This window comes from Streptomyces sp. NPDC098789, from assembly GCF_044759975.1.
GTDB lineage: Bacteria > Actinomycetota > Actinomycetes > Streptomycetales > Streptomycetaceae > Streptomyces.
Map to the genome: position 1 here is coordinate 91,315 of NZ_JBIWAJ010000014.1, position 13,238 is coordinate 104,552.

General features: G+C 74.5%; 11 protein-coding genes. 6 read left to right on the top strand and 5 right to left on the bottom strand.

Annotated features, from left to right (window positions below; all coding sequences use genetic code 11):
- Window positions 1-29 precede the first annotated feature (29 nt).
- The 3 genes from ACIQWR_RS26355 to ACIQWR_RS26365 all read right to left on the bottom strand — a co-directional run bounded on the left by ACIQWR_RS26355 (window position 30) and on the right by ACIQWR_RS26365 (window position 4,624).
- The gene (locus ACIQWR_RS26355; RefSeq protein WP_404014127.1) at window positions 30-1,199 is read right to left on the bottom strand and encodes an FAD-dependent oxidoreductase; all 1,170 of its coding nucleotides are present in this window, start codon (window positions 1,197-1,199) and stop codon (window positions 30-32) included.
- Window positions 1,200-1,379: 180 nt separating this feature from the next.
- Window positions 1,380-2,654, bottom strand: a complete 1,275-nt coding sequence (locus ACIQWR_RS26360; RefSeq protein ID WP_404014130.1) for an NAD(P)/FAD-dependent oxidoreductase — start codon at window positions 2,652-2,654, stop codon at window positions 1,380-1,382.
- Window positions 2,655-2,845: 191 nt separating this feature from the next.
- A complete protein-coding gene (locus tag ACIQWR_RS26365; protein WP_404014132.1) occupies window positions 2,846-4,624 on the bottom strand; it encodes a serine/threonine-protein kinase in 1,779 nt (592 codons plus the stop codon).
- 162 nt (window positions 4,625-4,786) lie between these two features.
- Here ACIQWR_RS26365 and ACIQWR_RS26370 point away from each other — a divergent pair, with 162 nt between their 5' ends.
- Window positions 4,787-5,662 (top strand): MOSC domain-containing protein, encoded by an 876-nt coding sequence (locus ACIQWR_RS26370; protein WP_404014135.1) that lies wholly within the window; start codon window positions 4,787-4,789, stop codon window positions 5,660-5,662.
- Here the strand turns inward: ACIQWR_RS26370 and ACIQWR_RS26375 are convergent.
- Window positions 5,648-6,982 carry a protein kinase gene (locus tag ACIQWR_RS26375; protein WP_404014138.1) on the bottom strand — a complete coding sequence of 445 codons (1,335 nt, stop codon included), beginning with the start codon at window positions 6,980-6,982 and terminating at the stop codon, window positions 5,648-5,650. The two genes, ACIQWR_RS26370 and ACIQWR_RS26375, sit on opposite strands and share 15 nt — an antisense overlap.
- A 521-nt stretch (window positions 6,983-7,503) precedes the next feature.
- Here ACIQWR_RS26375 and ACIQWR_RS26380 point away from each other — a divergent pair.
- The 4 genes from ACIQWR_RS26380 to ACIQWR_RS26395 all read left to right on the top strand — a co-directional run bounded on the left by ACIQWR_RS26380 (window position 7,504) and on the right by ACIQWR_RS26395 (window position 11,494).
- Window positions 7,504-8,622, top strand: coding sequence for an LLM class flavin-dependent oxidoreductase (locus ACIQWR_RS26380; protein ID WP_404014141.1), 1,119 nt, complete (start codon window positions 7,504-7,506; stop codon window positions 8,620-8,622).
- Window positions 8,619-9,533, top strand: coding sequence for an ABC transporter permease (locus tag ACIQWR_RS26385; protein ID WP_404014144.1), 915 nt, complete (start codon window positions 8,619-8,621; stop codon window positions 9,531-9,533). The genes ACIQWR_RS26380 and ACIQWR_RS26385 overlap by 4 nt, the downstream gene beginning before the upstream one ends.
- 109 nt (window positions 9,534-9,642) lie before the next feature.
- Window positions 9,643-10,674 carry an ABC transporter substrate-binding protein gene (locus ACIQWR_RS26390; RefSeq protein WP_404014147.1) on the top strand — a complete coding sequence of 344 codons (1,032 nt, stop codon included), beginning with the start codon at window positions 9,643-9,645 and terminating at the stop codon, window positions 10,672-10,674.
- A complete protein-coding gene (locus ACIQWR_RS26395; RefSeq protein WP_404014150.1) occupies window positions 10,661-11,494 on the top strand; it encodes an ABC transporter ATP-binding protein in 834 nt (277 codons plus the stop codon). The genes ACIQWR_RS26390 and ACIQWR_RS26395 overlap by 14 nt, the downstream gene beginning before the upstream one ends.
- A 32-nt stretch (window positions 11,495-11,526) precedes the next feature.
- Here ACIQWR_RS26395 and ACIQWR_RS26400 read toward each other — a convergent pair whose 3' ends face one another.
- A complete protein-coding gene (locus tag ACIQWR_RS26400; protein ID WP_404014152.1) occupies window positions 11,527-12,312 on the bottom strand; it encodes a helix-turn-helix transcriptional regulator in 786 nt (261 codons plus the stop codon).
- A gap of 203 nt (window positions 12,313-12,515) precedes the next feature.
- Between ACIQWR_RS26400 and ACIQWR_RS26405 the strand changes: the two genes are divergently transcribed.
- Window positions 12,516-13,229: an SDR family oxidoreductase gene (locus ACIQWR_RS26405; RefSeq protein WP_404014536.1), complete on the top strand. Its 714-nt coding sequence runs from the start codon at window positions 12,516-12,518 to the stop codon at window positions 13,227-13,229.
- The last annotated feature ends 9 nt before the right edge of the window (window positions 13,230-13,238 follow it).

Consider the following 13,238-nt stretch of genomic DNA (forward strand, 5'->3'; position numbering starts at 1 on the left):
TGGGGCGGGGCGACCTCCGGTCGGTCGCCTCAGCGGGGTCCGTCCTCCTGGGCGAGCGCGGCGAGGAGCCCCTCGGCCGTGTGGCGGGCCGACTCCGTCCCGTCGGCCTCGCCGCCGGGGGCGCCGAAGAAGGGGTCCCCGGTGCCGCGGGCGAACATGTCCTGTTCGTACGCGGCGAGTGCGGCCTCGATGTCGTCGGGGCGGGCGGCGAGGGCCTTGGCGAGTTCCGCGCCGTCGAGGATGGCCAGGTTGGCGCCCTCGCCGTTCGGCGGCGCGAGGTGGGCGGCGTCGCCGAGCAGCGTCACGCCCGGCACCCGGTCCCACCGGTGGTCGGTCGGCAGGGCGTAGAAGGGGCGCAGGACCGGCGGGAGGTCACCGTCCGTGAGCAGCGCGCGGAGTTCCGGCGCCCAGCCCTCGAACTCCTCCGCGATCCGCGCGGTGGCTGCGGCGGCATCGGTGAAGTCGATCGCGTCGAACCACTTCTGCGGCTCGGACACCATCACGTACGCGTGCAGGGTGTCGCCCCGTTCCCGGTGGGCGAAGATCTCGCGCCCCTCCTTCGGCACGATCATCGACCCGCCGCCGACCGCCTTCGCCGCGGCCGGGTGCCGGGTGTCGGCGTCGAACAGGTAGGTCTCGACGACCGATGTGCCGACGTACTCCGGAAGGGCTGCGGTGAGCATCGGCCGGACCCGCGACCAGGCGCCGTCGGCGCCGACGAGCAGGCTCGTCTCCACGGTGCCACCACCCACGAACGACACCTCGTGGCGGCCGCCGCCGAGGGATCGGACGCCGCTGACCTTGTGGCCCCAGCGGACGGTGCCTGCGGGCAGGGAGTCGAGCAGCATCTCGCGCAGCTCGCCGCGATGCACCTCGGGGCGTCCGCCCGTGCCGTCGTCGGGGACGTCGTGCAGGACCGTGCCGTCCGGGTCGAGGACCCGCATCGCCTGCCGGCCCTCCAGCACGAGGCCGCGGAACTCCTCCATCAAGTCAGCTGCCTCGATGGCGAGTTGCCCGTTGTAGTCATGGATGTCGAGCAGTCCGCCCTGCGACCGGACGGCCGGGGTGGTCTCCGCCTCGTAGATCGTGGCCGGGATGCCGTGCAGGTGCAGGACCCGGGCGAGCGTGAGGCCGCCGAGTCCTGCGCCGATGATCGTGACGTGAGTGACGATGGGGTTCATGGAGCTCGTGGGGCTCATGGGGCTCACCTTCCTGAGGGCGGCCCGTCGTACGGATGACGGGCGGGGCCGGGCGCCGTCGGTGGGCGACGACGCCGGCTCCTTGCGACTCCAATGTCACGACCGCCGCCGACAGCTGACTGACAGGCCCCCGCACCCTCCTGACAGCGGACCGACACCCCTCCCCCGCCCCGGTCCCGCTCAGGTCGGTCGCGGTGCGGCCGCGGTGGGCTTCGCGCGTCGCTTGATGTTGACGGCCGAGGCCTTGGCCAGGGCCACCGGGCTCAGGAAGCGCAGCGGGCCGATCAGGCGGGACGCGAAGAGGTGCATGTGCCGCGCCACCGCGGCGTCGCGCGCCGCCGCCGAGAACATCAGCCGCTCCAGGGGGGTGAAGGGCCGGGACTTGGCGAAGTCCGCGGCCAGGAGCTGGTGGCCGCGCAGCCGGCGTCGGTGCCTGCGCGCGTACACGGCCAGCTGCTCGTCGAGGTCGCCCCGCCCGGTGACGGCCGCGGCGACGGCTTCGGCCAGCCACTTGCCCGATTCCAGGGCCCACCCGCAGCCCACTCCCCACAGGGGGTCGCCGGTCAGGGCGGCGTCGCCGATGAGCGCGATGCCCGGGGCGGTCGGCCGGCGGCTGTGCAGCGGGTAGTCGACGGTACCGATGATCTTCGAGACGCGCTCGGCGGAGTCGATGGGCGGCGCCTCGGGCAGGGCGCGCACGAAATCGAGGAAGCTGCCCTCCAGGTCGTCCCGGAAGGCCGGCAACCGCTTCTTGTCCGGAAGGACCGCGAGGACGGTCACCCCGTCGTCGCTGGGGAAGGCGTAGGCCATGTCGGGTTCGAGGAACCAGGTGTGACCGATCCCGTCGCGCAGCGGGAGGTCGCGGAAGTGCGCGAGGTAGCCGAAGCGCGCGTTCTCGTGCTCCTGGCCCGGCATCCCGGCGAGCTTCGCCACGGCCGAGTCCTTGCCGTCGGCGCCCACCACCAGCCGGGCCCGGATCTCCCGCTCCCCCTGCGGGGTCGACGCGCGCACCCCCACGGTCCGCCCCGCCTCCTGGACCAGCCCGGTCACCCGGTGTCCGAGCAGCAAATCGACGCCGGGGGTCCGCGCCGCGTGCGACCTGATCAGCGGGTCGAGGGTGCTGCGCCGGATGTTGTACGCGTACGGCAGCTCGGGACCCCCCGACGCGGCCTTCGGCTCGATCCAGCCCCAACGGGTGTACCAGCGGGCTTCGTTGCGCACGGCTCCCGCTTCCTCGATGGCGCGGACGAGGCCGAGTTCGTCGAGCACCGGGTAGGCGTTGGCCGTGATGGAGTGGGTGCAGAGCACCTTGTACGCCCCGGGGTCCGAGCGCCGTTCCAGCAGGACGACGCGGACGCCGCGTCGGGCGAGGAGGATCGCCGCCGTACTGCCCGCGAGGCCGGCTCCGCTGATGACCACGTCGTAGTCGTGTCCCGCGCTCTCAGGCTCGGTCATGCGCCGATCGCCCCCTTCGGTGTGTGCTGCCGCCGGCCGTGCCACCCCGCCCGCGGCAGTCGTGTCGTGCAACTGGAGTCAAGATCAAGGCCAGTTGTCAAGGGCTCCGGTTCGGGCGAGGGGCGAGCGGCCGGGTCGGTACGACGGAGCCGCGCCTTCCGGCAGGCGAGATCGCGCCGGGCGGGGCCGGCTCAGGCCCGGCGGTACTGGTCCACGACGATCGTGACGGAGCCGCCGGCGGCCGCCTCCACGAGCCGTACGATCGCGATCTCCGTGCGGTCCGGACTGCGTACGCAGAACGGCCGCGCCTTGGTGAGCGCGCCGAACGGCAGGGCGGACACCGGTCGGGTGTCGATGCCGCGCACGCAGTCGGCGGGCGTCAGCTCCGCGGCACCGGGATCGGCCATGAAGGCGTCGGACTCCTCGGAGGGCAGGAAGGCCTGGCTGTCGCGGGCGAGGTACCAGGTGGCCGTTTCCGTGGCCACGACCTTCCCCGTCCTCAGGTCGAACTCGTAGCCGGCGTCGGGCGCCGTGAGCCGCGCCTTGGCGTAGCCCGGCAGGTAGCCGGGGGCCGTGGGTGCGGGTGTGGGTGTGGACTTGGCCGACGGAGGACGCGGGCTCTCGACCGCACCCGTGCCCGTACCCGCACTCGTACCCACGTCCGTACCCACTTCCTCGCCCGCCTCGGCCCCCGTGGGGTCCTCCAGGTAGTAGACGACTCCGGCGCAGGTGAGCAGCGTGGCGGCCACCGCGAGGGCGACGGCGGGGAGCCGCCTCCCCCGGCCCGCCGACCGCCGACCGGAGCCAGGGGCCGGATCGGGGGTGTGGGTGGGGGCGGGGGTGTGGGCGAGGGTGTGGGGCGGCCGGGCAGCGGGGTCCGAGAACCGGGCCGGCGGCTGCACCCGGGTGCGGACCTCGGTGGGGGCGGCAGCGGGCACGGCGGCGGGGACCGCGGTGGGCACCGGCGCCGGGCCGGCGGGCCGGGCGCCGGGCCCCGGGGGCGCAGCTACGGAGGCCGCCCGGGTCTCCTGGAGGTGGACCGGCGCCGGCCACCCGCCGCCCTCCCGGCCGCCGACCTCGTCCCCGATCGGCCGGGGCAGCCAGCCGTCGGTGAACTCCGGGCGCGGGCCCACCACCGGGTGCCCGTGCACGTACTCGATCAGTTCGGTGGTCGAGGGCCGGTCCTCGGGGCGCTTGGCCAGGCACCAGGAGACCAGTGCGTGCAGGTCCACGGGGACGTGGCTGAGGTCGGGGTGCTCGTGGACCACGCGGTACAGGGCGCTGGACTCCGGTCCGTTGCCGAAGGGCGGCGCGCCGCCGGCCACGTACCCGATCAGCGTTCCGAGCGCGAAGACGTCGGCGGCCGGCGTCACCTGGAGCCCCAGCGCCTGCTCGGGCGCCATGAAGGCCGCGGTGCCGATCCGCAGCCCCGTACCGGTCAGGGCGGCGGCGTCGGCGGCGCGCGCGATGCCGAAGTCGATCACCCGGGGGCCGTCCCCCGCGATGAGTACGTTGGCGGGCTTGAGGTCGCGGTGGACCACGCCCACCTCGTGGATCGCCTGGAGCGCCTCGGCTATACCCGCGACGAGCAGCAGGACCGTGCGCACCGGCAGGGGCCCGTGGCGCCGCACGACCTCGTGCAACGAGGGGCCGGGTACGTAGGCCGTGGCGAGCCAGGGCGTGCGGTCATCGGCCCCGGAGTCGACCACCTGGGCCGTGAACAGGCCGTGGATCCGCCGGGCGCTGGCCACTTCCTGGGCGAACCGCTCACGGAACTCGGGGTCCGCCGCGAACTCCCTGCGGACGGCCTTCAGCGCGACGGGGCGGCCCCCGGGCGTGTAGGCCAGGTAGACCACCCCCATGCCACCGGAGCCGAGACGCGCGTGGAGGCGGTAGCCCCCGATCTCGTAGGGGTCGTCGGCGGACAGCGCCGCGGGTGCGGGCTGTGCGCCGGGGAGCTGTTCGTACATGCGGTGGCTCTCTCAACGGTGCGGCAATGACCTGCGCGCATCGTGCCCCTAACTGAAGTTTCAGTCAACATACGACATACGCGACCTCCCGGTACAGGGGTACGGGCACCCCCGCGGGCACCCTGGAGGATCACCGGCGCGGCGCCGCCCGATAATCCTCCGATGGGAACAGTGGCGGCGTTGTACCGGTACCCGGTGAAGTCCATGCTCGGCGAACAGCTCACGCGTGCGGAGGTGACGGCGCGGGGCCTGACCGGGGACCGCCGGTTCGCCGTGCTCGACGGGTCGGGCGCCGTCGGCAGCGCGAAGCACCCCCGCAAGTGGGGCGAGCTGCTGCACTGCCGCAGTCGGCTCGTCGGGAGCGGAGCGTCCGAAGGGGCCGAAGCGGCCGCTGCGGCCCGGGTGGAGCTGCCGGACGGCACGATCCTGTCGGCGGGGGACGCGGAACTGGACGCCCGACTCTCCCGGCTGCTGGGCCGCCCGGTGCACGTGTCCGACGTACCGCCGGAGCACGGGACCCTGGAGCGGGCGGTTCCGGAGTACCCGGGCGGAGTCCCGGACGTCCTGCGCGCCGGCGCCGTCGTGGACGGGACCGGCTCGACCATCACCTCGGGGCGGGTCGCCCCCGGCACCTTCTTCGACTTCGGCGCCGTCCACCTCGTCACCACGGCGAGCCTGCGGCGACTGCGGGGGCTCCACCCCGCGGGGGACTTCGACCCCCGCCGCTTCCGGCCGAACCTGGTCGTGGACGTCCCCGACGTCGACGGTTTCCCCGAGGACTCCTGGGCGGGTGCGACGATGCGCGTCGGGCGGGTGCTCCTCCGGGTCACCGTGCCCACGCCCCGCTGCGCGGTCCCGACCCTGGGGCACGACGAGCTGCCGGCCGATCCGGGCGTCATGCGCGCCGTGGCCCGCGAGCACCGGGTCCCCGTGCTCACCCTCGGCGCGCTCGCCTGCCTGGGCGTGTACGCGGAGGTACTGGAACCGGGCACGGTCAGGACCGGCGACGCGGTGACGGTCGGGTCAGCCCAGCAGTAGCTTCATGAGCACCGCGACCCCGGCCGAGGCACTGACCAGCAGCGCGACGAACGCCACGGCCTTCGCGACGAGGGTTCCGGGGTCGCGGCCCCCGGCGGTCCACGGGGCGCCCGCACCGGCGGCCAGCCGGCAGCCGAGCAGGCCGAGGCCGAGGGCGGTCCACCGCAGCAGCGTCGCCCCGTCCCGGTACAGGGCGGGGACGGCGAGGATCCCCGCGACGAGGGCCACGGCGGGTGCGCGGGCGAGCAGCCAGCGCCGCTGCCGAAGGGCCCGCAGGGTCCGCAGGACACCGCCGCCGGCCGAGGGCTCCACGCGGGTGGGCACGTAGCCGCGGCCGGAATCGCCCGGCCCCACACCCGCACCGACGCCTGCACCGACGTCCGCAACGACACCGGCACCCGCGCCCCCGCCAACGCCCGCACCGACACCGGCACCGGCACCCGCGCCCGCGCCCGCGACCGCCCGCTCGCGGATCCGGTCGACCTCTTCCCTCATCGCGTCCGCGTCGGGGAACCGGTCCGCCGGGTCCTTCGCCAGGGCCCGCGCGATCAGTGCCTCGACCTCGGGCGGCTGGTGCGCGTCCATGTCCGCGAGGGCGGGCGGCACGGCGGTCACGTGCTGGTAGCCGATCCGGAAGCCCGAGTCCGCGTCGAAGGGAACCGCTCCGGTGAGCAGTTGGAAGAGGACGATCCCGACGGCGTACAGGTCGGAGCGGCCGTCGACGGGCCGGCCGGGCTCGAACTGCTCCGGCGACATGTAGTGCGGGGTGCCGACGGTGAATCCGGTACCGGTGAGCGCCGTGGCCTGCTGGTCGAGGGCGCGCGCGATGCCGAAGTCCATGACCTTGACCGAACCGTCCACGCCCACCATCACGTTGGCCGGTTTGATGTCGCGGTGGACCATCCCGCGCGCGTGGCTGGCGGCCAGCGCGGCGAGGACCGCGGAGACGAGCCCCAGGGCATCGGCCAGCGGTAGGCCACCGGGAACGTCCGGTACCCAGTGACCGAGGGTCCGCCCCTCGACGTACTCCATCACGATGTACGGGACCCGCCCCTGCGGCAGCTCCTCCTCGCCGACGTCGTGGACCGCGACCACCCCCGCGTGGCTGATGGCCGCGACGGCCCTGGCCTCGCGGCGGAAGCGCTCGCGGCTGGACGCGTCGGCGGCGACGGCGGCGTTCATCGTCTTGACCGCGACCGGTCGGTCGAGGGCGGTGTCGCGGGCCCGGTGGACGGCGGCCATGCCCCCTTCACCGATGAGTTCCTCGATCACGTACCGCCCCCGGGCCAGGGTGTGCCCCGGCCCTATCCCTGCCTGCATGCGCGTCCCCCACCTGGTCGGACGGCAGGCTACCCCCCGTCCCCGCGACGGGGCGCGATCTTCGGACACCCCGCGACGCCCGGGCCCGGGACCGCCGCCTGCGGGCGTCCCACCATCCGGAACGGATCCGATCAACATACGGACGGCGCTTGCCCCGGCCCGCTCCGCACCGACAGGATGCAGCCATGGCCCCCGTACTCGTATCGCGTCGTCACGTGGATCTGCTGCGTGTCTCGACCATGCTCTGTCGGGCCGACTCCTCCCGTACGCACGGCTGTTGATCCCCTGATCCGCCGCTCCTGACACCGTACGGACGCGGGCGCCCCGCTGGCGCGCCCATCCGCTCCGCGCCGCCCTTCGTCTCCGGTCCGCAGCTTCCGCACGCCCTCGCGTGCGCTGCGCCGCGCGCCGGAATCCGTCTGCTCCCGCGCCCCGCTCCCCTCCTGTCCGCGTACACGTGTCACTGCCGCCGCCGCGCGGCCTCGGCACATGCTGCGCCGCTCCTCCTCCGAGGTCCTCCCATGCCGCGAAACCCCCTCCTGCTCCACTGGTTCCTGCCCACCGGCGGGGACGGCCGCGACCCCGGCGGCGTCACCGCGGTGCAGGGCCGCACCGGGGCCGCCACCCGGCGCCCCGCCGATGTCCCCTACCTCGCCCAGGTGGCCCGCGCCGCGGAGCAGGCCGGCTTCCATTCGCTGCTCGCGCCCGTGGGCCTCGGCTGCGTGGACCCGTGGATCCTCACCACCGCCCTCGCCCAGCACACGACGCGCATCGGCTTCCTCGTGGCCTTCCGCGCCGGTTTGGCCAGCCCCACCCTGGTGGCCCAACAGGCCGACGCCTTCCGCCGGTTCGCGGGTGGGCGGCTGGCGCTCAACGTGGTCACCGGCGGTGACCCGGCCGAACAGCGTGCGTACGGGGACCTGTTGGGACACGACGACCGCTACGCACGCACCGAAGAGGTGATGACGGTGGTCCGGGCCCTGCTCGACGGCACATCGGTGGACCACGAGGGGGACCACCTGAGGATCGAGGCGGCCCGGCTGTCCGATCCCGATGCGAGCCGTCCCGTACCGCTCTACTTCGGTGGGGCCTCGCCCGCGGCCGAGGAGGTCGCCGCCCGTCAGGCCGACGTCCAACTCCTTTGGGGGGAGCCGCCGTCGGCCGTCGCCGCACGCGTCGAGCGGGTCCGGCTCAAGGCGCGGGCCGCCGGGCGCACGGTCCGCTTCGGGCTGCGCCTGCACGTCATCAGTCGGGACACCGCCGCGCAGGCCTGGGCGGAGGCGGACCGCATCCTGGCCGGTCTGGACCCCGAGGCCGTACGGGCGACCCAGGAGCGCTTCGCCACCATGGACTCCGCCGGGCAGGCCCGGATGACCGCGCTGCACGGCGGGGTCGCGGACGCGGCCCGACTCACGGTGGCGCCGAACCTGTGGGCGGGCATCGGCCTGGTGCGGGAGGGGGCCGGGACCGCACTGGTCGGCTCGCACGACGAGGTGGCCGCGCGGCTCGCCGAGTACCGGGCCCTGGGCATCGACGAGTTCGTCCTGTCCGGGTACCCGCACCTGGAGGAGGCGTACCGGGTCGGCGAGGAGGTCGCCCCGCGGCTGCGCGCGCTGACCGGATCGGCGGCCGTCGCATGACCGCGCTCACGACGACGGCCGGACCGGACCGCGGTCCCTCGGCGCCGGCGGCCCGGACCCCGGCGCCCGGGGAGCCCGGCGCGGGGCGGGGCCGGTGGACCCGGTGGACCCGGTCGGCCCGGCTGCGCGAGGCGCTGCGCTGGGGCCTCCTGCGGCTGGTCGCGCTGGCCGTGCTCCTCGCCGCCTGGCAGGCGGTGGTCTCGGCCGGGGTGTGGCCGCGGGTGCTGGTGCCCTCGCCCGGTGAGGTGTGGCGCCAGTTCGTGCGCGCCTCCACGGTCCACGACGGGGTGCGGGGCGTCGGCGGGCACCTGCTGGTCGAGCACCTCGGGGTGAGCCTGGGGCGGATCGCCACCGGGTCGGGGTACGCGGTGCTGGCGGGGGTTCCGCTCGGCCTGCTGATCGGCACGGTCCGGCCGTTGGCCGTCGTGCTGGAGCCCGCGGTGACCTTCCTGCGGACGCTGCCGCCGCTGGCCTACCTGTCCCTTCTGGTCATCTGGTTCGGCATCGACGAAGCGCCCAAGATCTGGTTGCTGGTGATCGCCGCACTGCCGCCGATCGCCGCTGCCACGGCCGCCGCCGTGCGCACGGTCCCCGGGCAACTGGTGGAGGCCGCACGGGCCTTGGGGTCAGGACCGGTGGCGCTCCTGCTCTCCGTGCGCCTGCCGTCGGCCCTGCCCGAGATCCTCACCGGTGTCCGGATCGCCGTCGGCGTCGCGTACACCTCCGTCGTGGCGGCGGAGACCATCAACGGCGTACCGGGCATCGGCGGCATGATCCGCGATGCGCAGCGCTACAACCAGACCGCGCTGGTGATCACGGGCATCCTCGCCATCGGCCTGTCGGGAATCGTCCTGGACGCCCTGCTCCGGCTGGTCGAGCGGCTCGCCGTCCCGTGGCGCGGCCGGTCCTGACCTCCGCTCCCCCGCCACCTCCACCAGCCACGTCCCTCTTCGCCCCCGCACCACGGCCCTCACATCCATCCACGCACCTCGCACCCCACACCTCACACGGAGCACAGCCATGCCCGCATTCCCGTCCCGCCGGACCGTCCTGCTCGCCGCGGCGATCGCTCTCACCGCCTCCACCACCGCCGCCTGCGGCGACCCGGGCGACGCGGGCGGCCGGACCACCGTCCGGATCGCCTACCAGGCGATACCCAACGCCGACCTGGTCGTGAAGAACCAGCGGCTACTGGAACAGGCGTTGCCGGACGTCGACGTCACCTGGGTCAAGTTCGAGTCGGGCGGCGACGTCAACACGGCCGTCCTCGCGGGGGCGGTGGACCTGGGACTCGCCGGTTCGAGCCCGGTGACCAAGGGGCTCTCCGCGCCGCTGAACATCCCCTACAAGGTGGTGTGGATCCACGACCTCATCGGGGACAACGAGGCGCTCGTCGCCAAGCCCGGCATCGGATCGGTGAAGGACCTGGTCGGGAAGAAGGTGGCCACCCCCTTCGGCTCGACCGCCCACTACTCGCTGCTCGCCGCCCTCACCGCGGCCGGGGTCGACCCGTCCTCGGTGCGGACCATCGACCTCCAGCCGCAGGACGCGCTCGCCGCGTGGAAGCGCGGGGACATCGACGCCGCGTACGTGTGGACGCCGACGCTCGGCGAGTTGGCCAAGGACGGCAAGGTACTCGTCAGCAGCCGCCAGCTCGCCCAGCAGGGCAAGCCCACCGCCGACCTCGGCGTGGTGACGGACGCGTTCGCCGCGAAGCACCCCGAGGTCGTGACCGCCTGGATCAAGGCGCAGGACCGGGCCGTCGCACAGGCACGGACCGCGCCCGATCAGGCGGCGAAGTCCGTCGGCGCCGAACTCGGTTTGCCGGTGGACGAGGCGAAGCGCCAGCTCTCGGAACTGGTGCTGCTCAGCGCCAAGGAGCAGGCGGGCCCCGACTACCTGGGCACGCCGGGGGCCCCGGGGAAGCTGGCCGCGAACCTGCACGACGCCGCGGTGTTCCTCAAGGGGCAGAAGGCGGTCGACGCGGTACCGGACGTGGCGGTCTTCGGTCGGGCGCTCGCGGTGGAGGAGCTGGCCCGTGCCACGAACTGAGCCCGCTGAGAAGGGCGTCGTCGAGCCGGACGCCGTCACGCCGGACGTCGCCCTCGTCGACCTTGCGGGGGTAGCGGTCCGCTACGGCTCGGCCCGGCAGTCGGTGACCGCGCTGGAGGGCGTGGACCTGCGGATCCGGGCGGGCGAGTTCGTCGTCCTGGTCGGCCCGTCCGGCTGCGGAAAGACGAGCCTGCTGCGGCTGGTTGCCGGTTTCGAGCGACCCTCCCGCGGGACCGCCCTGGTCCGGGGCGCGGCTCCGCGACCGGGCGGCGGCGCCGGGGTGGTGTTCCAGCAGCCCCGGCTGTTCCCGTGGCGCACGGTCGGCGGGAACATCGGCTTCGCCCTGGCCCGCCACGGGGTGCCGCGGGCCGAACGGGCAGGGCGGATCACGCAGTTGCTGGAGCGGGTCGGGCTCGCGGGCATGGCCGCCCGGCGCACCTGGGAGCTGTCGGGGGGCCAGCAGCAGCGGGTGGCGCTCGCCCGCGCACTGGCCGGCGAGCCCGAACTCCTGCTGATGGACGAGCCGTTCGCCGCACTGGACGCCTTGACCCGGGAGCGGCTCCAGGAGGAGGTCCGCGCCCTGGCCGGGCGGTTCGGCACGACGGTCCTGTTCGTGACCCACTCGGCGGAGGAAGCGGTGCTGCTCGGCTCCCGGGTCCTGGTGATGGCGGCGGGTCCCGGGCGGGTGGTGGCGGAGCTGCCGATCGGCCTGGACCGCGGCCCGGACACCGACGTCCCGGCCCTGCGCGCCTCGGCCGAGTTCGCCCGGCTGCGCGGCCGCCTCACCGAGCTGGTCCGGCTCCCGGACGACCACGCCTGACCCCGGCTCCTGCCCGTACCCCGGAGGCCCCCTCAGCCGTCGCCGTACACGACCAGCGTGTGGTCGGGCCGTTCGGCCAGGTGGAAGGCGGTGTACGCGTAGTCGACCACCCCGCGCGCCGGGTGCCGGAGCCGCTTCACCCCGCCGTGGCGGGCCTGGAGGTCGTACTGCGGCCACCAGGCCCGTACGTGCGGGCTCGCCGCGTTCAGTTCCTCGACGAGCCGCGGGTACCGCGGGTCCCCCGGGTGGCTCGCGGCCAGGGTCCGCAGCCGCGCGAGCAGACCCCGCGCCTCCGCTTCCCATTCGACCAGCACCTCCTTGGCCGCGGGATCCAGGAACACCCAACGGGCCAGGTTCGGTGCCGGGGTGGCGAGGTGCGGCAGGAGCTCCGCGGCGGCCGGGTTGTGGCTGAGCACGTCGTAGGTGCCGTTGATGACGTAGGCGGGGGTCGGCTGGAGCAGGTGCGGCACGGCAGCGACCGCGGCGGGGGGCGGTGCGGGCTCCGTCCCCGACGGCTCCCGCTCCTCTGGCGCGTGCCCGGCGAGCCGGAAGAGGTGGCCGCGCTCGTGGCGGTCGAGCCGCAGGACCGAGGCGAGGGAGTCCAGCACCTGGTCGGAGGCGCGGACGTCCCGGCCCTGTTCGAGGTACGTGTACCAGGTGGCGCTCATCCCGGCGAGGAGTGCGAGTTCCTCCCGGCGCAGTCCCGGGGTGCGGCGTCGGCCCGTTCGCGGGAGACCGACGTCCCCGGGGGTGATCCGTTCCCGCCGGCTGCGGAGGAAGACGCCCAGCTCACGGCGTCGCTCGGGCTCCTGCTGCATGGTGGATGGCACTCCTGGTTCCAGAATAAACGGGCTCTGGATACCAGGTTAACGGGCCCACAGACTGGTGGTCGGTCCGGGCGTTCGTCCGGCACCGCAGGCACAGGGACGAGGAATCCACCATGTCGGTCAGCACATCGCCCAGTACGTCTCCCAGCACGCCGGCCAGCACCTCGGGGGCCCCGGGAATCGAGGGCAAGGTCGTGGCGATCACGGGCGCCAGCAGCGGAATCGGCGAGGCGACCGCCCTGCTGCTCGCGGCGCGGGGCGCCCGGCTCGTCCTGGGCGCCCGGCGGACCGAGCTCCTCGCGGGTCTGGTGGCCCGGATCGAGGGGGCGGGCGGCACGGCGGTGCACGCCCGCACCGACGTGACCCGGCCGGAGGACCTCCACGCCCTGGTCGCACTGGCCCGCGAGCGGTTCGGGCGCCTGGACGTACTGATCGCCAACGCCGGGGTCGGGACGATCTCACCCCTCGACGACCTGCGCGTCGAGGAGTGGGACCGCATGGTCGACGTCAATCTCAAGGGGGTGCTCCACGGCATCGGCGCCGCGCTGCCCGTCTTCCGGGCGCAGGGCGCCGGCCACTTCGTCACCACCTCCTCCACGGCGGCGGACCGCGTCCTGCCGGCGATGTCCGTGTACGCCGGTACGAAACTGGCGGTGCGCGCCGTCTGCGAGGGGCTCCGCCAGGAAGCCGGGGACCACCTGCGGGTGACCACCGTCTTCCCCGGGATGATCGGTACGGACTTCGCCGAAGCCTCGCCGAACGCACAGGTGCGGGCGCGGCTCGTGGAGGCCCGGGACCGGATCGCCATCCCGCCGGAGGCGATCGCCCGGGCCATCGCCTTCGCCATCGAGCAGCCCGCCGAGGTGGACGTGAACGAGATCGTCGTACGGCCCACCGCCCAGGCGTGACGCCGGAGC

Coding starts and splice junctions, on each gene's coding strand:
- ACIQWR_RS26355 (WP_404014127.1), bottom strand. CDS start 1,199: ATGAGCCCCACGAGCTCCATGAACCCCATCGTCACTCACGTCACGATC.
- ACIQWR_RS26360 (WP_404014130.1), bottom strand. CDS start 2,654: ATGACCGAGCCTGAGAGCGCGGGACACGACTACGACGTGGTCATCAGC.
- ACIQWR_RS26365 (WP_404014132.1), bottom strand. CDS start 4,624: ATGTACGAACAGCTCCCCGGCGCACAGCCCGCACCCGCGGCGCTGTCC.
- ACIQWR_RS26370 (WP_404014135.1), top strand. CDS start 4,787: ATGGGAACAGTGGCGGCGTTGTACCGGTACCCGGTGAAGTCCATGCTC.
- ACIQWR_RS26375 (WP_404014138.1), bottom strand. CDS start 6,982: ATGCAGGCAGGGATAGGGCCGGGGCACACCCTGGCCCGGGGGCGGTAC.
- ACIQWR_RS26380 (WP_404014141.1), top strand. CDS start 7,504: ATGCCGCGAAACCCCCTCCTGCTCCACTGGTTCCTGCCCACCGGCGGG.
- ACIQWR_RS26385 (WP_404014144.1), top strand. CDS start 8,619: ATGACCGCGCTCACGACGACGGCCGGACCGGACCGCGGTCCCTCGGCG.
- ACIQWR_RS26390 (WP_404014147.1), top strand. CDS start 9,643: ATGCCCGCATTCCCGTCCCGCCGGACCGTCCTGCTCGCCGCGGCGATC.
- ACIQWR_RS26400 (WP_404014152.1), bottom strand. CDS start 12,312: ATGCAGCAGGAGCCCGAGCGACGCCGTGAGCTGGGCGTCTTCCTCCGC.